Origin of the sequence: Microcoleus sp. T3_D1, from assembly GCF_036700405.1 — a bacterium.
Lineage (GTDB): Bacteria > Cyanobacteriota > Cyanobacteriia > Cyanobacteriales > Microcoleaceae > Microcoleus.
Genome location: NZ_JAUBOV010000010.1, coordinates 72262 through 94274, shown reverse-complemented (window position 1 = coordinate 94274; position 22013 = coordinate 72262). Strand labels below are relative to the sequence as shown.

Sequence of the window (22013 nt, the reverse complement as noted above, 5' to 3'; positions counted from 1 at the left end):
ATAAGACCAGCATAAATTTGGTGTTTTCCTCTCGGCTGTAGGGTTCAGGGACTTGGGTTGCACTTAATCACACTGGTTCGCCACCCACATAAAATTGCCAATTGAAAATCTACAATCCTTTAGTCATCACCGGTGCGATTGACAATCAAGCATCCAGGATACAAGCCACGTGATTCATCCGTCCAGAAATAAAAAACCTGTATCCGATAAAGGAGCCTCCGAATTTATCCGTGGGGTCAAGGCTTCAATCTAAAATCTAAAATCTAAAATCTAAAATCGATTGACTGCCTTCGGGGCGCAAGTTGTGAGTTATGAGCGATCGAGATTTCAACTCTCAACTCTACAATCTAAAATCTACAATCCAAAATCTAAAACCTAAAACCTAAAATCTAAAATCTAAAATCGGCTGATCCTGATGTCTATTCCTTCCCAAAAAGTTTCTAGCTCGAACAAGCTGATCTACCAACGCTTGAAACAGGCGATCGACCTCAATTTACGCCGTCAAATTTTTATCGCCGCCTGCGACGACTTGTGCTTGCGGGACTGTCTGGCAGCCCGCTTACACACAGAATTAGTCGCAGAGAGCGCAGGCTCCGATCCTCGCTCCCCGATCGACTACCCCCGATTTGTCAGTTTGGAACTCGACTTGAGCGAGCCAAATCCTTGGGGTTCGATCGCCGCGTGGCTCACCCAACACCCACCGCCGCAAAACAGAGGCAGCTACAGCCGTTTGCCGGGATTTCAAATTATCGGGGCAGAACACCTGACCAGGCAGTCAGCAGCCGTGCAGTGGTCGTTCCTGAGCTATTTGAGGGACATTGAAGCAAACCTGCAATTGTGCGAGTCTGCTCTGTTGCTGTGGGTGTCGCGGCCCTGGCTGAGTTCGATCGAACAATCGGCCCCGGAATTTTGGCACTGGCGAACCGGAGTATTTGAGTTTGAAGGCGAACCAACTCCAGCTAAGGGAGACTTGGGGCACTTTGAGGACTTCGGGAACTCAGGAGACTTGCGAAACTTGCGGGACAGCGGAGACTTTGGTAACAAACTTTTAATATCTTCTTTGTCTGGACAATCCCCAATTCCCGATGAACAATTCCCAATTTCCTATCCCCCGTCCCCAGGGCCAGATTCTAAATCCCTCCCATTGGCAGATGACGAACAATCCCCAATTTCCCATCCCCCGTCCCCAGCGCCAGATTCTAAATCCCTGCAACTGGCAGATTTGGTGCTAGCAGCGGCTTCTGAGGATTTGGAAGCCGAAAATAATGCCGCATCAGAGGAGAATTTTCTACCGCTGCAAACCCTGCAATACATCGAACTGCTGCAAGAACATCAGTGTTGTTCCGAAGCATTGGCTTTGGCTTATCACGGTTTGGGAAATTACTACCGCGATCGCATTCTGGGCGGAGACGTTTCAGAGCAAAACCTGACAATCGCCATTCGCGCGATCGAACAAGTGATTGCGTATCTCGACGTTGACAGCAACTCGCAGCAAAATCAACCACTAACTGAGGAATGCGCGCGGCTGATTGCCCAATTGACAGAAAATTTAACTCAGTACGCCCAGGAGTCCCACAGCCTACCGCCAATTTCCGATTTGCTCAACGATCTCGGCACTCTCTACTGGATGCTGTCGCGCGATCGCACCAATGCCCTCAACGCCTCAGATCCAGTATGCAGCCTTGAACGCAGCATCGCCCTCTACCTTGAAGGTTTGAACCGAACAGATGCCGAAACCGTACCCCAAACCCGCGTTAGATTAAACAAAAATTTGGGAATCGCCTCGGCCGATTTAGCCCGCTATCGAGACAAGACAGAGAACTTGCAGCACGCAGTTGCAGCTTACCAACAAGCGCTGCTGGATCTAGACCCCGCCGTGGAGCCTCAGCAGTACGCTGCTGCTCAGAATAATTTGGCGACAGCATACTGGAATTTAGCCCAAGATGGTGAGCCGATCGTATATCTCAAAAGCGCGATCGCAGCTTACACCCAAGCCCTCTCCTGTTACAGTCCCGAACGAGAACCCCTCAACTATGCCGGAGTGCAAAACAACCTTGGTACCGCCTGCTGGAACCTCGCCCAGCACCAACCCTCAGAACCCCTGCTAGTCAGGGCGATTTCCGCCTACCGCGAAGCATTGAAATACCGCACCCGAGAATTAGTACCTGCAGCAGCCGCCGCCACCTACAACAATCTCGGTACCGCTTATTGGCATTTGGCGAACCACTTCCAGCAGAAACAGGCGCGGACGGAATCATTGCAGCAGGCGATTACCGCCTACGAAGCCGCCCTGGATATCGCCGGAGAGATCGATCGAACCAAACTCACTTTTGACGCCTTGGCCGCCCGCAACAATCTCGGACTAGCCCACTATCAACTAGCCACAGACCCAGATTTCGCCGCTAACAAAGTCGCACAGACAAGCCATCTAGAAGCAGCACTGCAGCACCAGTTGCAAGTGTGCGCCGAATGGGGACAATATCTCAATGACAAAGGGTTAATATATGGGGATAAACTCAACCTGCAAGCCCCGGCAAACTCCCAAGCTGCTGATTCCCGGCAAACAGCATTGAGCTATATTGTCAAAACGATTAGAGCTTTCTATAGTGAATGTGGGCTGCCCGGCCAAAATTTAGCCTTATCCAAAGTTCCCGGAGATTTATTGCCCGAAATCTTGCGTAGGTTATAAATATGGCTATAACTATTAAAAGCTCAATTTTTTCGAGATTTGTATCCAGTTTTCTATTATTATGGCTGAATCTTCTTGCCTAATTCTTCAAGCAAACTTGTGGTCATGGCCCCTGTAAAAATCCTTGTGGTTGATGACGACCCGGCAATCCGAAATTTAATTCACCGTTTTTTGAGCCAGCAAGGTTATCAAGTTGAGTCTGGCGAGGACGGTGAGACTGGTCTGGAATTATTTGAGCAACTCAATCCTGACTTAGTAGTTCTAGATGTAAATTTACCTGATACAACTGGTTACAAACTGTGTCAAGAAATGCAAAGACGCACGGGCGTGTTTGTGTTGATGCTGACTGCCCGAACCGATGAAGCTGACAAAATGAAAGGGTTTGCCGAAGGTGCTGACGACTACATTACTAAACCTTTTAGTCTTGTAGAGATTGGAGCTCGCGTTGCAGCAATTTTGAAGCGCAAACGCATTGTTACTCCCGCCGAACAACAAAGTCTTACTTTTGGAGAGCTACTAATAGATCCGGTTCGCCGCGAGGTAATTCTCGGCAGTCAGATAGTTGCTTTGACTGCTTTAGAATTCGATCTGCTGTACTGTTTGGCCAGCAAACCCGGTCGCGTATGGAGGCGATCGGAATTGCTGCATGAAGTGTGGGACTACGAGTATGTAGGAGCCGATCGCGTGGTGGATGTTCATATCGGTCAAATTCGCCGCAAAATTGAACTAGATCCTAATCAAATGCCGATGATTCAAACCGTCAGGGGGGTGGGTTACAAGTTTGAGCCAACAACCTAGTAGCATTCGCCGGCATGTCCGTCGGCACACCAGGCAGAAGGCTGTATAGGGGCGGGTTCACCAATATCTCTGATTAACATCCTCGATATGTGTAAACCCGCCCTCCCACACAATAATTCAGATCGATCGAGTATCTGATTGTTTGTTCTGCAAATACTCGCCCACTTCTCGTGCAAGATCGAAACCCCTTCGCACGCAATCTCCCAAAGCCACGCCGCCAACGTAGTTACTGCACAAATACAGCCCAGGCAAAGATTTTAAGCCTTCATCGATTTGTTGCAGGCGATCGAAATGCCCCAAATTGTACTGAGGAATCGCCCGCTTCCACACATTCACCGCTAAAACTTTAGGCTGTGGCACATCTGGTTTCAGCAAAATCCGAGACAAATCTCGGTGCACCTCCCGAACGATTTCTTCTGAGTCGAGATTGCCAATTTCCGAGTCTGTAGCCCCGCCGATGAAACTGGTGAGAGTGTGCCAGCCCGCAGGCGTGCGATCGGCAAATAAACTTGATGTCCAAATCGTCCCCAGAGTGCGAATTCCCTGCCCCCTCGGAATTAAATTTCCAAAACCTACTAATTTACCCTTGACATCCGAATGCGGATATGCTAATACAACGCAGGCAACCGTAGGATAAGTAAAAGCTTGTAAAGCACTGCTAACTTCCGGTTGCAGAGGCTGCAACAAATCGGCTGTAACATAAGCCGGTGTGGTCAAAACCACGGTACGCGCCTCAACTTCCTGCTGTCCGTCGGGCGTCGAGAATACAGCAATGTAAGTTTCGCGTTCTGTACGATCGAGGCGAGTCAGGTGCCAGTTGAGTTTCACTCGATCGCCCAATTCAGCAGCGATCGCCTCTGGCAAAGCCTTCAACCCCTGTTTGAACGAACCCAACTCCCCCGGTCTAGTCTTAGGAACATTCGGGTCTGCAACAGTCTTTAGCCCCCCCTTGGTAAGGGGGGGTTGGGGGGGTCTTTTCCTAGCAGAAAGCAGCGCCCCCGCCACCAGCCCGCCACCCAGATCAGCCATCTTGGCTACCCGGCCAAAAGCCGCCGCCGCGCTAAGTTGTTGCGGATCGCCCGCATAAACCCCAGAAACAAAAGGTTCCACCAACCGCTGCATCACTTCCTGCCCCAGATGACGGCGGAAAAATTGAGAAACAGTTTCCTCGTTACCCTGCTGCGAAAGTCGATCGCCCATTGCCGGCGCGACAAATCCCAAAGCCCCGAACAACGCCCGCAGTTTCCCCGGAAAACTCAGCAACTGAGACTGAATCATCGCCGATGGAGTCATCGGCACCGGTTGCAGCTTTTTTTGCCAATACACAAAACGAGGCAATTTGCGATCGGCAAAAATCAACTCCTGCTTCAATCCCACATCCACAGCCAACTTCATCAATTCCGGCGTCGGCGAAAAACTGTTCGGGCCCTCCTCCCAGAGAAACCCCCCCGCTGTCACAGTGGTGATGTTCCCGCCCACACGTCCCTGACTCTCAGCGACTAAAATCTTTAGCGAGGATGGATTCGTTGCTTCCTTGTGAAGTGCGTGCGCCAAACTCAAACCGCTAATACCCGCACCCACAATCAAGGTATCTAATAGTTCCATATTACATAGAAAAATATCGCAATCTTTATGTTACATGGGTTTGCACGGCTTGCGTTCTTTGCTTCGCGTACTGCCAAACCGCTTTCAGATTACCGAATTGGGAATTGGGAATCGGTAAGCTGTGCGGCATTTGTGAAACATTTTTCTCACAGGTTGTGGATGAGAACCTCTGCCCACCTCCCCGTCTCCCCGTCTCTCGATCTCGCTTTTGTCTCCGCTGGGTCTGGTGTGAACAAACCTGACGGTCAACTGAGTACAGTGAGACCGCAGGCTTCTTTTTCCTTGTTTTCAAAGGCTTTTTATATTAAAATTTTTGTGGGAGCATCTCAGTTTTGTAAAAAGCATTTTTTTATTGTAGTGCGAGCGTCCCCGCTCGCGTATTGTACAATACGCGAGCGGGGACGCTCGCACTGTAAATGCAAAACTGAGATGCTCCCATTTTTGTATTATAGGGAACAGCGCCGAAAATTGCACCGGGAAACGCAGCAGTACAGTGTCCAAAAAGATTTGAGTGGGTTAAACTTATATGTTGCACCATTCTCAATTAGCCTTTTATGAACAGGCTTTTCGGCCTGTTCCACAAAATATAAATTTTCTTGGGGAACAGGCCGGACAGCCTGTTGCTGACAATGGTGCAAGATATCAGTTAAACTAACTTTAGGCAAATTTTACAGCTTAAGCAAGTCAGCACCCTGCTCTGAATAGATGGGGTTTCATGCCCTAATCAAAAGACATAGTTGACCAGCTATCGTCTTAACTGATTACGTTATCAAAATTATCGGTGTAAGCCCAAGCTGCTATGCGATCGCGCGTGAAATATTTAAAACGGTAATTGTTCCGTTGAAAGTAGATCATAAAAGTACCAAGCGACCAAGTAGCCCGGTGTAGCAATAATCAATATTCAAGGCGGTTAAAACGGCCTGATGAGTGTTTCCTCGATCGGTCTACTCACATCTTGCACCATTCTCAAGAACAGGCAAGATGCCTGTTCCACAAAGAGTTAATTTCTTGTGGGTTGGGCATCCTGCCCGCTCATAAAAGCTTATTGAAAATGGTGCAACAGATGAGCCTGAAGACACGAGGTTTCCACAATACTAAGCTTTTCTCATGAAAAAATACCCATGCAGGAAGTTATCAACTTGTTTCAGTCTTTTTTCTCTAACTCTGTTGATGCTTTCCTAGAGTGCGATCGACAGCAAAAGTACCTATCGATCAATCCAGTCGCTGCTGCTTGGATGGGATTGGAGCCTGCTGAAATAGTCAACAAAACTAATCAGGAATTATTAAAATTATATCCCAATAATGCTGCTGTCAAAAATATAATCTCGCAGATTGATTCTTGCCTGCAACAAGTATTTATTACCGGGGAAAAACGGCTGGCAATTCATGAGGTGACGACGGCAGACGGCGGGATTAAAATTTACGAAACTGCTTACACGCCAGCGGTGGATGCCTCTAGCAAGCAGATGCGGGTTTTGGGCGTCGGTAGAGATATCACCAGGCACTACCGCTGGCAGCAGCAGAAAACTCAACAGTTACGCCGATCGAACCATTTACTGTGGTTGAATGCAGCTAACAGTCCCCTGGCAATGGTGGGCTGGGATGAAGATTTTCGGATAGTTCAGTGGTCGAAACGCGCCGAAGAAATCTTTGGCTGGACAGCCGATGATATGATGGGCAAGCAGTTCGGCGATTTGGCTTTGGTTTGCGAAGAAGATAGAGAGGCTGTAAGCGCGATCGAGCTTGAATTAGCCACTGGCAACGGCAATACTTCAATTAACCGCAACTATACTAAAAGCGGACAGGTAATTTGGTGTCGCTGGTTCAACTCGATTATTCGCAGCGCCGAAACTTTTACCGTGCTTTCTTTGGTGGAAGATATCACCGATCGCAAACGGTTGGAAGCAGAAAAAGCCCAAGCTTCTCGCCTCACAGCAATGGTAGCCGATGTGGGTATTGCCCTCACCAAACACCCTGAAGATATCCTGCTTCCCTGCTGCGAGGCAATGGTGCGAAATCTCGATGTCGCTTCTGCTGAAATTTGGACTTTCAACTCTCAACATAATGTTTGCCAATTGCAAGCGGCATCGGGAATATACAGCCGCACAGACGATCGGGCTAGGTTTATTGAAAGTAAGGTTAACTTTATAGCCAAACAGCACAAACCGGAATTTGACTGCGGATTTGAACTGAACAATTTTGGACTCCCAGAGGAAGAATCCCCGAAAGCAACAGAGGCGCCAAGTTCCGAAGTAGCAATTATCAACACCAGTCAAAAGCAGACAAATTGCCCAATACCCAAGCAAATTCTCACCTTCGCCGGCTACCCTTTGATAGTCGAAGAACGGCTGGTGGGAGTCATGGTAATTATCAGCAGCCAGCCGCTGACAGCACCGTTTCAGGAAACTTTAGCATCGGTTGCGGATGTCATTGCTTTAGGCATCGAACGCAAGCGTGCAGAATCTGAATTAAAATCAGCTAGAGCTTTCCTCAATTCCGTAGTAGAAAATCTGCCGGTGGGAGTTTTTGCTAAAGATGCTTCTTCGCTGAAATTTGTGCTGTGGAATAAAGCGGGAGAAACGATCGCCGGTGTTACTTCTCAAGAGGCGATCGGCAAAAATGACTACGATATTTACCCCAAAGAACAAGCTGATGTTTTTACTGCTCAAGACAGGGAAATATTGACCCGCGATCGCAACCAATCTACTGTTAAAGACATAGGCGAAGAGCCGATCCAAACTCGCCACAAAGGTATGAGAATACTGCACACGCGCAAAGTGCCAATTCTCGACGCCGCAGGTCGTCCTCAGTACGTTTTGGGGATTACTGAAGATATTACCGAACGCAGGCAGGTAGACGAAAGCGTGCGCCTCTACGACCAAATTGTCGAGAATATGCAAATTGGTTTGTACGTCTACCATTTAGAAAATATAGACGATGACAGCACTCTCAGGGCGATCGCCTCCAATCCTGCAGCTACCCTATTTACCGGATTAGAAATGGCTGATGTTTTGGGAATGACAATCGACGAGATTTTTCCCCACCTGCGATCGAAAAACATTCCCCAAGCATTTGCTTCGGTAATTCGCACCCAGAAAGCCGTAGAACTTGAAGATATTGAGTGCGATGAAGGTGGCCGCATAACTCGCGCTTTTTCTATTAAAGCTTTTCCATTACCCAACAACTGCGTCGGTGTTGCTTTTGAAAACATTACTACCCGCAAGTGCCTAGAACTAGAACTGCAGGCGTCTTTGGAAAAAACCGAACGTTCCGAACAACTCCTGCGTACAGTAATAGACAAAACTAGCGACTGGATTTTGGCAAAAGACAAAAATTTTCGCTGTATTTTGGCAAACAAGAGTTTCGCTCAAGCAATTGGTAAAACCGTCGAAGAAATTATTGGCAAATCTGATTTAGAATTAGGATTTTCAGAAGAACTCGTGTTTGGGAATTGGGCCAAAAATATCCGAGGATTCCGCACAGACGACTCTGCTGTAATGGCCGGCGAAATCATCCACAATCCCTGCGATCCGGCAACTCTTGCTGACGGTTCAGTACATATTTTTGATACCCAAAAACTTCCCCTGCGCGACGCTGAAGGTAATGTATTTGCAGTGCTAGCTTTCGCTCACGATATTACAGAACGACATGAATCGGAAGCAGCTTTGCGTAGAAGTGAATCCAGATTTAGGTCTTTGGTAGCTAATATTCCCGGAGTGGTTTATCGCTGGAGGTGCGATTTTTCGACTAATTTTATTAGCGATGCCGTTTACTTATTAACCGGCTATCCTGCGGCAGATTTTATTTGGTTTTTGGACAGGAGATGCCGGACTTTTGCTAGCATTATTTACCCGGAAGATTTGGCCAAAGTAGAAGCAACTATTCGGCAAGGCATAGAAAACAAAGAGTCTTATAACTTGGAATATCGGTTGCTAGCAGCAGACGGCACGGTTAAATGGGTGTGGGATAAGGGTTCTCCTGTTTTTGACGCAGAGGGAAACGTTTGCTATTTGGACGGGGTGATTTTTGATATTAGCGATCGGTACTACGCCGAGGAAGCATTGCGCCAAAAAACTTTAGAGTTAGAAGCCGTTTTTCGCGCTTTGCCGGATTTGTATTTTCGACTAGATGCTGACGGTATAATCGTGGATTATTTGTCAGGAACTTCTTCGAGTTTATACGTCCCTCCCGAACATTTTATCGGCCAACGAATCACAGACATATTGCCACCCAATGTCGCTGGCCAATTTGCCCAAGCAATCTTTGAAATTTCCGAAACAAGAAATTCAATCGATATAGAATATTCGCTTTCCATGTCGGAAGGAGAAAAAACTTATGAAGCCCGACTGTTGCCGTTTAATTCAGATCAGATTATTATTCTCGCCCGCAATATTACCCAGCGCAAACAAGCCGAAGCTCAATTAAAACATAAAAATCGCCAGCTAGAGCAAACATTGAAACAATTAGGCCGGACTCAAGCTCAACTAATTCAAGCGGAAAAAATGTCGGGTTTGGGACAGCTAGTGGCGGGAATCGCTCACGAAATCAATAATCCTGTCAGTTTTATTTACGGTAATATCACTTACGCTAGTGAGTATGCCAAAAACTTGCTGGAACTGTGCAGTTTGTACCGCGCACACTACCCGGAACCTGTTGCTGTTATCCAAGATTTGGCAGAAGAAATAGAACTGGAATTCATGAAAGAGGATTTCCCGCACCTGCTGACTTCAATTCAAACTGGAGCCGATCGAATTCGCCAAATAGTTCTGTCTTTGCGTAACTTTTCCCGCCTGGAAGAATCCGATCTTAAGCGTGTTAATATTCACGAAGGAATAGAGAGTGCTCTGTTAATTTTGCAACACAAGATTAAAGAAAATGGTAGAAATCGTCCTATTCAGATAGTTAAAGAATATGGGAAATTGCCGCAGATACAGTGCTACGTGGGACAGTTAAATCAAGTGTTTATGAATATTTTAAATAATGCTATTGATGCTTTAGCGAATGTCAGGCAGAGGAAGTTGGAATTGGCGACTTATGTGGAAGAGGAAGGGCAAGATTTTGCTAGTTTACCTTTAAGTTGCGACACATTGCCTTCGATTCGGATTCGCACGGAGGTGTTGGAGAATAATCGGGTTGCGATCGTAATTTCCGATAACGGATCGGGAATGGCAGAGTCTGTTAGATGTCGGGTATTTGACCCGTTTTTTACTACTAAACCAGTAGGCAAAGGTACAGGTTTGGGACTGTCTATCTCCTATCAGATTGTGGTGGAAAGACACGGAGGGACGCTGCAGTGCATTTCCGCGCCGGGAGAGGGAACGGAATTTGCGATCGAGATTCCAATTCGGCAGAGGTAATGAGTCATTGGTAATTGGTAGTTGCACGATAAAAATGATAATCTAATTAAAGGTTGTAAAAGTCAGGAATATTAGCATGGTATACAAAAGCATACATACTTCTAATGCCGTTGCAAAACAAATTCAAGATGATGAGGATGATGATGATTCCTACGTTGACTATTTTTATGACGATCCGGGGGCTCCGCCGGGAACTCTCGACTTAGAACCCGATGCGCCGCCTCCCGAGATTGTATTAATTGACTATTGCGAAACAGCCGCAACTCGCGGTAAATTGGCAAATCCTCAAGACGCTTCGGCCTATTTAGATACAGCATCTGTTTCTTGGGTTGATATGTTGGGACTAGGAAACAAAGAAACTTGGCGCCAAATGGGTAAAGTGTTTAATTTGCATCTTATGGCTCAAGAAGATGTGGTTAATGTACCACAGCGCCCCAAAGTGGTAGATTACGAAAATCACCTTTTAATCATTGCTTGGATGGTGATACTTAAGCCGAATTCAGAGAATTTTCATAAAGAACAAGTTAGTTTGATTTTGGGGAAACATTACCTGTTAACTGTTCAGGAAGAACCGGACTATGATTGTTTTGAACCCGTGCGCGATCGCATTCGTAAAGGACAAGGAATGATTCGCAAACACGGAGCCGATTATCTGGCTTATACTCTGTTAGATTCGATTATAGATGGCTTCTTCCCTGTATTAGAAGTTTATGGAGAGCGCATTGAACAATTAGAGGATGAAGTGGTGCTAAACCCCACCCGCAAAACCCTGGAAAAAATCTATAAAATCCGGCGCGAATTGCTGACGCTGCGCCGCGCCATTTGGCCGCAGCGGGATGCAATTAATGTTTTGATTCGAGATAGCAGTGATTTGATTAGTCCAGAGGTGCGAATTTACCTGCGCGACTGTTACGATCACACGGTGCAGGTGATGGATATGGTGGAAACCTATCGAGAGTTGTCTTCGGGTTTAATGGATGTTTATCTGTCATCCGTTGGCAATAAAATGAATGAAATCATGAAATTGCTGACAGTGATTTCTAGTATCTTTATTCCTCTAACTTTTGTGGCGGGAGTATACGGGATGAATTTCAATACAGAGAAATCGCCTTGGAATATGCCAGAACTGAATTGGTATTTTGGCTATCCGCTGTGTTGGGCAATTATGCTAGCGATCGCCTCTGGTTTAGTTTACTTCTTCTGGCGGCGCGGCTGGTTTGATAATTTTTCTACTGTGAAAGATGACTCATTAAAGTAACCGAATTGAAGATTTGAGATTGGGGATTAAAGATTGAAGAATCCAAAATCCTGTTATGTAAAAAGGTTTCCTGCCCCTAGTTGAATCCGTGCGATAAATCCTGGCATGATAATTGCCAACTTTTGGACCCCCTGATTCATCCGTGAGTGAATTTAAGGGGAGTTGCAGGGAAATTTAATTGTTGGGCGGGCCTTCGGGCCCACAGTACAAGAGTTTGAATAAACTGAGATGTTGCACCATTGTCAAGAACAGGCTTTCCGGCCTGTTCCACAAGAGATGAATTTTATTGTGGAACAGGCCGGAAAGCCTGTTCATAAAAAGCTTATTGACAATAGTGCCAGATGTGAGAATAAACACAAATGTCCAAATTAAGTGGGCGACAAGTTAAAATATTCAATCTCAAATCCCACATTGATTGACGAACGATCGCGTACAATAAATCTGGGGAAAAAGTAGGCGCAGGCGGTTGCGGATTAGCGAAAGCTTGTCTGAGGAAAGTCCGGGCTCCCGAAAAACCAAACTTGCTGGGTAACGCCCAGTGCGAGCGATCGTGAGGATAGTGCCACAGAAAGATACCGCCAATTAGTCATTAGTCAGCAGTCATTGGTCATTAGTAAGTAACTGAGGATTTGTGACTGGGAAGCAACCACTAATTTGGTAAGGGTGCAAAGGTGCGGTAAGAGCGCACCAGCAGCATCGAGAGGTGCTGGCTCGGTAAACCCCAGTTGGGAGCAAGGTCGGAGGGACTATGGTTGGTTTTTTACCAGTGCCGTTTTTTGGTACCGCTTGAGGCGTCTGGTAACAGGCGTCCCAGATAGATAACTGCCCTCGAAAACTGCTTGCAGTTGAGAGAACAGAACCCGGCTTATGTCCGACTTTTTCCCCCCCATTTAATTAAAATTACCGCTTGGGAATCAGGTCAACAAATCTTTTCGACCTGTTTTATGTTGGGAAAGGTATGCACTGCACACCCGGAGGAAGATTTTGGGTAAGGTGCACCATAAGCACCCGGAGGAATATTTAGTTTTTCAACTAATTTTTTTTATTAATATGAATCTGATCCCAGTAAAAAAAAATAATGCAACTTTTGAAAAGCTCCCAACCCGGATAGTCATCCGTGATTCCCACTTCTAAAATCTAAAATATAAAATCTAAACTCTAAAATGGTATGATTTATCCGGGTCGCCAAAAGCAACTTGAAACATTAATTCAAAAATTGGGACTGACGAAGAATGCTTCGATAAAATGGCATCTCCTCGATTTAGCTTTGACTCATGCGAGCGCGTCAGCTAAGGCAAATTACGAGCAACTAGAGTTTGTCGGGGATGCAGTCGTGCGGCTGGCTGCGTCGGAATTGTTGTTTGAGATTTATCCTGACTGTACAGTGGGGGAATTTGCTGCTATTCGATCGATCTTGGTGAGCGATCGCATTCTTGCTAAAATCGCTGAAAGTTACGGGTTCGATCGCTATTTAATTGTTTCCAGCAGCGCCGCCGCAGACAAAACAGGCGCTGAACCCCGGTTGGCCGATGCTTTGGAAGCGGTACTGGCTGCGCTTTATTTGAGTACCCAGAGCTTAGAATTAATTCGCCCTTGGCTAGATTCTCACTTTCAACGCCTAGCGGCGGAAATCCGCAGCGATCCGGCCCGCCAAAACTACAAAGCTGCTCTCCAAGAGTTGACTCAAGGCAAATACAAAACTTTGCCCAAATATAGCGTCCAAGAAACCGGGACAGTGCAGGGCGGGGAGGATCGTTTTACCGCAGAAGTTCTCATTCAGGGAAAGTTGGTAGCAGAGGGAAAAGGTCGATCGATCAAAGCGGCCGAACAAGCAGCGGCTCAGGCAGCTTTCAATAAATTAGTTGACAGTTGACAGTTGACTGTTGAATGGTGTTATCAGTTATTGGTTATTTGTTAGGAGCGCGAATTAAATAACTTACAATTTTAATTGTTATTGTGGGATGGGCGTCCCGCCCGTCCAAAAAGGACGGGCGGGACGCCCATCCCACTTTCAAGAGTGGAAGTTATTTAATTCTCATTCCTTAGCTGATACCAATAACCAATAACCAATAACTACTGCAAACAGTCAACAGTCAACAGTGATTTTTTTGAGTAAAAACATAGATAATAATAACAAAATATGCTATAATTGCTGTGCGATTTTTTAAATTATAATTAATGAAAATCGGAATAGCTGTATTGGGTGCCGGTCGCTGGGGAGTTAACCTAATTCGCAACTTTCTCGAACATCCCAACAGCGAAGTTTTAGCGGTGGTAGACCCGAATCGAGATTCATTGGCGGCCGTTCAAAAACAGTTTAATCTTGATGCCTCGGTGATTCTAGCTGCCGATTGGTCTCAAGTGCAAGCCTTGCCGGGACTGCAAGCTGTGGCGATCGCTACTCCAGCTTCCACACACTACACCCTCGCAGCAGCCGCGCTGAAACAAGGCTACCACGTCTTAGCAGAAAAACCCCTCGCCCTCAACCTGACTGAAGCAATAGAACTCTGTCAATTAGCCGAAAAACAGCAGCGGCAACTCTTCGTTGACCACACTTATCTGTTTCATCCAGCAGTCGATCGAGGCCAAAGAATTATTCAACAGCATCAACTCGGAAAATTGCGCTACGGTTACGCCCAGCGCACCCATTTTGAACCGGTGCGCCATGACGTTGATGCCCTTTGGGACTTGGCTATTCACGATATCGCTATTTTCAATACTTGGCTGGAACAAATGCCAATTGAAGTAAGGGCGATCGGCACTGTTTTTCCGAAGGAATCAGGAATCACGAATCAGGAATCAGGAATAAATAAAGAAGAAGCAGCAGAAATTGAAAATCAATTTTCTCCTTCACTGCTGACTACTAATCCTGCTGAAAAACTAGCAGATTTAGTTTGGGTAACGCTCACCTATCCCGACGGATTTCAAGCATTTATTCATCTGTGCTGGCTAAATCCTGACAAACAACGGCGCTTAACAGTTGTTGGCAGTTTGGGAACCTTGATTTTTGACGAAATGTCGCCAGAAACTCCGCTGATTGTGCAGCGCGGCCATTCAGATTGCGGGGGCGAAGAGAATAACTCTTTTGAAAGTGCGTTAGCGAAGCCCGCCCCTACGGGGGCTACGCCAACGAAGAGGATCGCGCCGCAGCCAACTGGCCTGAGACACCGCGAAGTGTTGACTTTAGAACAAGTAGAACCGCTGCAGCGAGTGTGCGATCGCTTCCTCAACTGCGTGCAAACAAATACCCCCTGTCTTACCTCTTCGGGCGCGGCTTCCGTCGAATTAATCCGCATTCTCAGCACTTTGAGCAAATCCCTCGAACTCGGCGGACAGCCCCTAATACCATTTTAGATTTGAGATTTTAGATTTTAGATTGGGAATATCACTCCTCAACTTTTGAAATTTCCCTTTTCCGTTACTAAGTCCGGGCTGTGAAAATAAAAACTTGACTGCTGATTGACAGGCAAAGAAATCATCACCGTAGTACCTTGATTCACGCCCGCGCTGTGCAGGGTAATGCTTCCGATCATAGATTCCATTATCCTTCGCGAGATAGCCAAGCCCAAACCGTTACCGCCAAACCTGCGAGTTGTAGAACCATCAGCCATCACAAAAGGTTGAAACAATTTCTGCTGGTGCTCGGGATCGATACCAATTCCCGTATCTTTAATTGTCACCACCACCCAATCGCTTTGACCGCTGGGGCCCGTCGTACTTTCCCCACTGCCGTTAAAACTAGCAGAATTAGTCCTCGATTCTAGCCGCACAGATATACTAATACTCCCCGACTCTGTAAACTTAACGGCATTGCTCAAAATATTTAAAAACACCTGTTTTAGCTTCTCCGGATCGGCATGAACAATAATCGGATCGTGAGGCTCTGGCAAACTTAACTTCAAGCCTTTTTCCTCAATTTGAGTCGCTTGCAAATCAATCGCGTCTTCAAGTACCTGAGTAATATCAACTACTTCTAAAATCATGGAGAAGGTGCCGGATTCTATTTTAGCAATGTCCAAAATATCATTAATAATATTGAGCAATTGCATGGACGAGTCGTGGGCCCGCTGTAAAAACTCCATTTCTTCATCTCGGTCATCGCAGTAGCCGTCCCGCACAATTTGAATAAAACCAATAATCCCGTTGAGAGGCGTTCTTAATTCGTGAGAAATATTCCCCAAAAATTCATTTTTTAATTGATTGGCAACTTGGGCTTCTTTGGTTGCTACTTCCAATTCTTTGGCCCAGGATCTGAGGCGCTGTACCATGCTGTTGAGTGCTTCTGATAGTTGATTAAATTCCCTAATTTGGAAATCTTGGGGCACTGTCTGCGACGCTTCCGTATCTACTTTCATCGCGTAGTCTCTCAGTTTTTCCACAGGACGCGCCAAGTCGCGAGACAGATATAAAGTCGCGATGATACTAGCAGCAACCAAGCCTACAATTAAATTAAATAAAACTTGCTGAATTTCTTCCAAACCCGACAGAGCGTAATCTAAACGAGAGACAGCTAAAATAATCCACTTGCTGTTCTCGTGTGTAGTTGAAGGACTCGGGATAGCCGCGTATCCTGCTAGCAACTCTACACCATTTCTTTCAAAGGAAAATAGGTGGAGAAAAGCTGTTCCGCCTGCGATCGCCCTTCTGACAATACTTTTTAGTCGAGCGGCATCTGCCTCTTGGTCGATATTGCGGCCCACGCGGTTGACATTAGGGTGCGCCAAAATTGTCCCATCTTGGTCGATCGCCACAGTATAGCCGGCTAAAGAACCCTTGGGAGCGCTGGTTTGCACAGGCAAGGCCGACTGCAAACTCAAAGCATAACTCAACTGCAGGGTATTGCCCCGACGAATGTAAACAGGAGCGCTCAACACCAAACTCGCTTGGCTATCGGAGCCTTCTTTACCCGCATCGGGAAAATCCTCACCCCCCAAAGCCGCCTTCCGATCGTTTGCTGTCCCCTGTCGCTGGGGAGGTAAGGACAGACTGATGTAAACGCTCTTTTCGTCCAGCAGCGTTTGCTGCTGCTGTACGGGCGGCCAAAATTTTGCCGGCAACGACTGAATCGGCTGCTGCCCGCAAGTGCTTGCTATCACTTGATTTGTCTTTAAATTAGTCAATTGCAAGCAATCAACCTGGGCTGGCAACCGCTGCCCTAATTGGGCGATAAACTTTTGATAATCCTTCGGATCTACCGACTGCAACATCGAGCTTTCCGAAGCGCCGATCAGATTCGACTTCAGCGATTTCGCCCACTGTTCAATAGTGTCTGCTTTTCTGACTGCACTTTCTGTCAAGTTTTGACGAGCAGTTTCCAGAAGCGTCGAGCGTGCCTTGCGATAGGTAACATACTCCCCCACCAGTAGAACCGGTACGCTGAGCAACAAAATCCGCGACAGTAAAATACGGCGAAAGGAGGATTGACCTAACTTAACCATAGGAAATATCTAAATTAAGGTGCAACACCCAACAGCGACCATTAAAGTGAAATAAACCAGACCGAAAGCGTGAATCTGTCTAGGGGGCTCTGCTGACTGGACAACACAGCTTCCGAACAACATTTAAACACAATTATAGAAGCCACTGTAGTAATCTCGATTCTAAGTGTGTGGACTTAAAGAGGCTTAGCAATTTGTTTGGCCACTGCCTGTGATTTCGGTCACACTTCCCTTCTCAATTTTCGGCTCGATTGGCATCCGATCGCCCAGGGGCCGATTTTTCAGGCTGCCAAAAGCGTCGGGTGGACATACCGCAGTTGCTTGAAGCTAGAATCGCATAGATGCACTCTGACACCCAAATTAACGGGCAAAAAGTTCTGTCTCCGGGTAGTACACAGAGAGAATTCTGCTCGATCGGACTTTTTCTTTCCGAATGCCTTCAAGAGATGGGCCAGAGATGGGCGATGCGAGATTTTGCACCCTGTCAAAGATTTCTTTTGCCATCCGATTGATTCGGTGACAATAATTCACCTGTCAAACAAAAAGAATGAGATGATCGAGCTGCCGATCGACTCTGACCACCCTAATGTGGGGAACCTTGGCCCAAACAGTGCACCCACGCTCCGTAAATTCGCGTAAATTCGCGTAAATTCGCGGTCTCGGCAATAATCTCCATAGCTTAATCGATGAAAAAAAACTTTAGCGATTATACGTATTATTACACAAACAACCGTCCGAGATATCATCACGCTTATTTGATATCTCCCCTTTTAGAAATGCTGGCGACACTTCAGCAGACCAGCAAGACAAAACTCCGAGTTTTGGATCTCGGCTGTGGCAATGGCAGCCTCAGTCACGTCATCGCAGAGCACGGCTGCGAAGTTGTCGGCGTTGACACTTCTGCACCCGGAATTGCCATCTCCCGTCAAAGTTTCCCCGATTGTCAGTTTATCCAAGCAGATATTTACGACCTTCCCGATACCGATATTCTGAACTCATTTGATGTTGTCTTAGCTATTGAAGTAATCGAACACTTGCTTTATCCTAAAGAAATAGCAAAAACTGCAAAAAGATGCCTCAAGCCGGGAGGAAGACTAATTATTTCCACACCCTATCACGGCTATTTAAAAAATGTGGCTTTAGCGGTTTCTGGCAAACTAGATAAACATTTTACAGTTCTTTGGGATAACGGGCACATTAAATTTTTTTCAGTAGAGACGCTGACCAAGTTATTAACATCTGAAGGATACACCGACATAAAATTTAAATTTGCCGGTCGGTGTCCCTATCTTTGGAAATCAATGTTATGCTCTAGTACGTTCTCGCCAGAAGCGGAGAAATCATGAGTTTTGAGTTGTGATTTTTCAGCCCATTAATTTTTATGAATAGACAACCAGCCCTCATGAAAAGTAAAAGATAACTTTTATGGTGAAAGGGTGAAACAAATAAAATGAGAGTTGGCGTTTGGATATTAGGCGATCGACTTTGGCAGAACCAAGCTGCTATCAACCCCACAGATGATAAATCTTCCCTACTGGGATTTCCTAGCGCGCCAGCGGGACAAACTTCAGTCGATCGGTCCCATGAGCTTTCTCTTAGCCAATCTCGACAAAATGCCACCCGCAGAATTGGCAACCATCCGCCAAAAAGCGGCAGAGTGGCACTTAGGAAGTCAGTAGTCAGTAGTCATTAGTCATTAGTCAGTAGTCATTTTTTATTTGCTAGCCATGCCCCATGCCCCATCCCCTTTGCAATTCTTATTTTTTCCCTGACTTTTCCCTAAACATTCCACAGCGTTTCCCCAGGCAAGTCTGAGGTTTTCCACAGATTCGACAAAGTTTTCCACAGAAATTAACGGCACGGTAGCATCTTGCTGCGGAATTGGGGATTTCCTTAACTTGCTGCCTAATTCCTCATAAAGCCCCCAACACATAAAGATATGTAACAAAAAATGCCCTGAAAAGCTTATTATTTGGTAAACCTTTTTTTTATATAAAGGAGTTTGTAATATTTCGCAACATTGACAAACCCACCCCCTCATAGCGCACAATGATGCGACCGACCTAAAAAAAAGCGCTCTGATTTCGGCTGTGCCTGCACCTGTATCCGGCCGAAGGGGGGGTTCTGTTTTCAATTTATTAGCGAGACTAAAAAAAATGATGAACCCAACAGTCAGTATTTTTGCTGAAATTCCCGAAACGCTGCACGATTCTCTCAAAACTTACCTGGAAACCCATCCCGAATGGGATCTAGACCGAGTATTTTGCGCGGCCCTGTCGCTGTTTTTGTTGCAGAATGCCGATAGCGGTACGCCTGAAGCTTCGCGCAGTTATCGCCAAGCTGCGAGAGTTTATCTCGAAACTCTGTTTCAATCTCCTCAAGACTTGCACAGCAACAATGTAACTCCCTCGTCCTGAGAACTATCGCTTATAGCTTAATGCCGAGCCCCATTGCATGTCCCTTAAGAAGCAGGGCTGTTTCATTTTCAGGAAAATCGGGATTTTGTAGGGGTAGTGCTACCCCTACTCCCCGTGCCTACCCCCTCCACGGACGAGGGAATCGGTGTTTCAAATATTGGGGCTGCCACGGGGGGATTGGGGCTGCCACGGGGGGATTGCCCCTACAAGAGAATGAAAAATCCCCCCGGACTATCAGGGGATGCCGGGAGGGTAAACTGCCTTAATCGTCAAACAGTAGACGGGTAGTACATAAGACGCGCTTGTTGACACGCATGGTGCTTATGGCGCACCCTACAGGCTACAAACTAATGGCTGAAGACTACATCATGCCCATGCCGCCCATGCCGCCCATGCCGCCCATGCCGCCCATGCCGCCCATGCCGCCCATGCCGCCCATGCCGCCCATGTCGCCCATGTCGCCACCGGCTTTTTTCTTCTCGGGTTTTTCGACAATCACAGCTTCAGTGGTCAACACCATGCCAGCAATGGAACCGGCATTTTGCAAAGCCGATCGCACTACCTTAGCCGGGTCAATAATCCCGGCGGCAATCATATCTTCGTACACGTCGGTGAGAGCGTTGTAGCCAACGTTGAACTCGCTCGCCCGCACTCGTTCGATGACGATCGAACCTTCAACGCCGGCATTATCAGCGATTTGACGCAAAGGTGATTCCAAAGCTTTCTTCACCAAGTCAGCGCCTACTTGTTCTTCGGTGTCTAAAGTATTTCTGATCGCATCTATTTTTGTAATCAGGTGAATTAGGGTCGTGCCACCTCCGGCAACGATACCTTCTTCCACAGCAGCTTTAGTAGCGTTCAGAGCGTCTTCAATACGCAGTTTACGGTCTTTGAGCTCGGTTTCGGTAGCTGCGCCGACTTTAATTACAGCGATGCCGCCGGCGAGTTTGGCGATGCGTTCGGTTAGCTTTTCCTTGTCGTAGTCGGAATCCGTCGCTTCTAGCTGTTTGCGGATTTGCTCGATCCGTTTTAGCACGTCAGCTTTGTGTTCGTCGCCAGCAACAATGATGGTGTTTTCTTTGTCGATCGTAATTTTGCGGGCGGTACCGAGCATTTCTAGGGTTGCGGTATCGATGCTGAGTCCGACTTCTTCAGAAATCAGTTGACCGCCGGTGAGTACGGCGATATCTTGAAGCATAGCTTTGCGTCGATCGCCAAAACCAGGAGATTTGGTTGCTGCGATGTTCAATACGCCGCGGGCTTTGTTGACTACCAGAGTTGCCAAAGCTTCGCCTTCAATATCTTCGGCGATAATTAGCAGCGGTTGACCTGTGCGGGCGATTTTTTCGAGAACTGGAATTAGTTCTTGAATTGAGCTAATTTTTTTGTCGGTAATCAGGATGCGAGCGTTTTCGTACTCAACTTCCATGCGATCGGTGTTGGTGACGAAATACGGAGAAAGATATCCGCGATCGTACTGCATCCCTTCGACAACTTCCAATTCTGTTGTCAGAGATTTCGACTCTTCTACAGTAATTACGCCGTCTTTGGTGACTTTTTCCATTGCTTGGGCAATCATACTGCCGACTTCTTCGTCGTTACCGGCGGAGACAGTGGCGACTTGAGCAATGGCGCTGCCTTCGACAGGTTTGGCCAATTTCTCGATTTCCAGCACCAAATGGGCGATCGTTTTTTCAATACCCCGGCGCAGCGCGACTGGGTTTGCGCCTGCTGCGACATTCTTCAAACCTTCGCGAATGAGGGATTGAGCGATAACCGTTGCGGTTGTTGTGCCGTCGCCTGCGATATCTTTAGTTTTGGAGGCGACTTCTTGAATTAAGCGAGCGCCAGCATTTTCCAGGGGGTCTTCGAGCTCGATATCCCTAGCAACGGTGATACCGTCGTTAACGATTTGGGGACTGCCGTATTTCTTTTCCAATAGGACATTCCGGCCTTTCGGGCCCAAGGTGATGCGGACAGCATCGGCGAGTTGATTGACGCCGCGTTCTAGTGCCCGGCGAGATTTGTCGCTAAATGCAACTATTTTTGTCATGTTTGTCTCCAATCGCTTACATTAGCAAATTTAGCACTCTCTGAGTCTGAGTGCTAAGTCGATCGATTTTTGATTGTAGCGCGCCTCAACCGTGTGGGGGATTGGGGGGGCGGATGGGAGATTTGGGCGCGATCGTTCCGGGTGGCTAAGGACAAGGCAATGCCGTGTCCCCACATATCTCGTGTCGCCACAGATATAATAATGTGGTTTGTTACATATCGATATAATCAGGTTTTGGTTCAGGCCTAAACCCAATTTTGATGGCGCGTTATCCCAAAGCAGATTTTTTATTAAAAATTTCTTAACTTGTGTTTTCGGTCATCTACCTTTCGATAGAGCTTCTATTATTTTTTCAGATTTCTACCTTCTATGGATCGTCAATTAAATAATTTCCCTTT

The 22013-nt window shown here is 46.8% G+C and carries 14 protein-coding genes and 1 other RNA gene; 10 read left to right on the top strand and 5 right to left on the bottom strand.

Annotation, left to right across the window (positions count from 1 at the left end):
• Positions 1-415: 415 nt before the first annotated feature.
• Positions 416-2689, top strand: coding sequence for a tetratricopeptide repeat protein (locus QT992_RS07500; RefSeq protein ID WP_333342079.1), 2274 nt, complete (start codon positions 416-418; stop codon positions 2687-2689).
• 105 nt (positions 2690-2794) lie between these two features.
• Positions 2795-3487 (top strand): response regulator transcription factor, encoded by a 693-nt coding sequence (locus QT992_RS07495; protein ID WP_333320696.1) that lies wholly within the window; start codon positions 2795-2797, stop codon positions 3485-3487.
• A gap of 117 nt (positions 3488-3604) precedes the next feature.
• Here the strand turns inward: QT992_RS07495 and hemG are convergent, their stop codons facing one another.
• Entirely contained in the window at positions 3605-5092 is a 1488-nt protein-coding gene (gene hemG, locus QT992_RS07490; protein WP_333342081.1) for a protoporphyrinogen oxidase, read from the bottom strand.
• A 1121-nt stretch (positions 5093-6213) separates the two neighbouring features.
• On the opposite strand from hemG, the gene QT992_RS07485 reads away from it, so the two are divergent.
• From QT992_RS07485 to QT992_RS07465, 5 genes are all read left to right on the top strand, one after another.
• On the top strand, positions 6214-10449 hold the full coding sequence (locus QT992_RS07485) for a PAS domain-containing protein (RefSeq protein ID WP_333342876.1): 4236 nt from the start codon (positions 6214-6216) through the stop codon (positions 10447-10449).
• A gap of 76 nt (positions 10450-10525) precedes the next feature.
• Positions 10526-11707, top strand: coding sequence for a magnesium/cobalt transporter CorA (gene corA, locus QT992_RS07480; protein WP_333342877.1), 1182 nt, complete (start codon positions 10526-10528; stop codon positions 11705-11707).
• A gap of 449 nt (positions 11708-12156) precedes the next feature.
• Positions 12157-12590: RNase P RNA component class A (gene rnpB, locus QT992_RS07475), an RNA gene on the top strand.
• 285 nt (positions 12591-12875) lie between these two features.
• Positions 12876-13580, top strand: a complete 705-nt coding sequence (gene rnc, locus QT992_RS07470; RefSeq protein WP_333342878.1) for a ribonuclease III — start codon at positions 12876-12878, stop codon at positions 13578-13580.
• Between the two features lie 305 nt (positions 13581-13885).
• A complete protein-coding gene (locus QT992_RS07465; protein WP_333339640.1) occupies positions 13886-15061 on the top strand; it encodes a Gfo/Idh/MocA family oxidoreductase in 1176 nt (391 codons plus the stop codon).
• 38 nt (positions 15062-15099) lie between these two features.
• Here QT992_RS07465 and QT992_RS07460 read toward each other — a convergent pair whose 3' ends face one another.
• Entirely contained in the window at positions 15100-17145 is a 2046-nt protein-coding gene (locus QT992_RS07460; RefSeq protein ID WP_333339638.1) for a sensor histidine kinase, read from the bottom strand.
• Between the two features lie 360 nt (positions 17146-17505).
• Positions 17506-17649: a hypothetical protein gene (locus QT992_RS07455; protein WP_333339636.1), complete on the bottom strand. Its 144-nt coding sequence runs from the start codon at positions 17647-17649 to the stop codon at positions 17506-17508.
• 182 nt (positions 17650-17831) lie between these two features.
• Here QT992_RS07455 and QT992_RS07450 point away from each other — a divergent pair, with 182 nt between their 5' ends.
• Positions 17832-18491, top strand: a complete 660-nt coding sequence (locus tag QT992_RS07450; protein WP_333339634.1) for a class I SAM-dependent methyltransferase — start codon at positions 17832-17834, stop codon at positions 18489-18491.
• Positions 18492-18662: 171 nt separating this feature from the next.
• Positions 18663-18824, top strand: coding sequence for a hypothetical protein (locus QT992_RS07445; RefSeq protein WP_333339631.1), 162 nt, complete (start codon positions 18663-18665; stop codon positions 18822-18824).
• 35 nt (positions 18825-18859) lie between these two features.
• On the opposite strand, the gene QT992_RS07440 is transcribed toward QT992_RS07445, so the two are convergent.
• Positions 18860-19093 (bottom strand): hypothetical protein, encoded by a 234-nt coding sequence (locus QT992_RS07440; protein WP_333320713.1) that lies wholly within the window; start codon positions 19091-19093, stop codon positions 18860-18862.
• A gap of 211 nt (positions 19094-19304) precedes the next feature.
• Here QT992_RS07440 and QT992_RS07435 point away from each other — a divergent pair, with 211 nt between their 5' ends.
• Entirely contained in the window at positions 19305-19562 is a 258-nt protein-coding gene (locus tag QT992_RS07435; RefSeq protein ID WP_050813024.1) for a DUF2811 domain-containing protein, read from the top strand.
• Positions 19563-19923: 361 nt separating this feature from the next.
• On the opposite strand, the gene groL is transcribed toward QT992_RS07435, so the two are convergent.
• Positions 19924-21615, bottom strand: coding sequence for a chaperonin GroEL (groL, locus tag QT992_RS07430; protein ID WP_333339628.1), 1692 nt, complete (start codon positions 21613-21615; stop codon positions 19924-19926).
• Positions 21616-22013 lie beyond the last annotated feature (398 nt).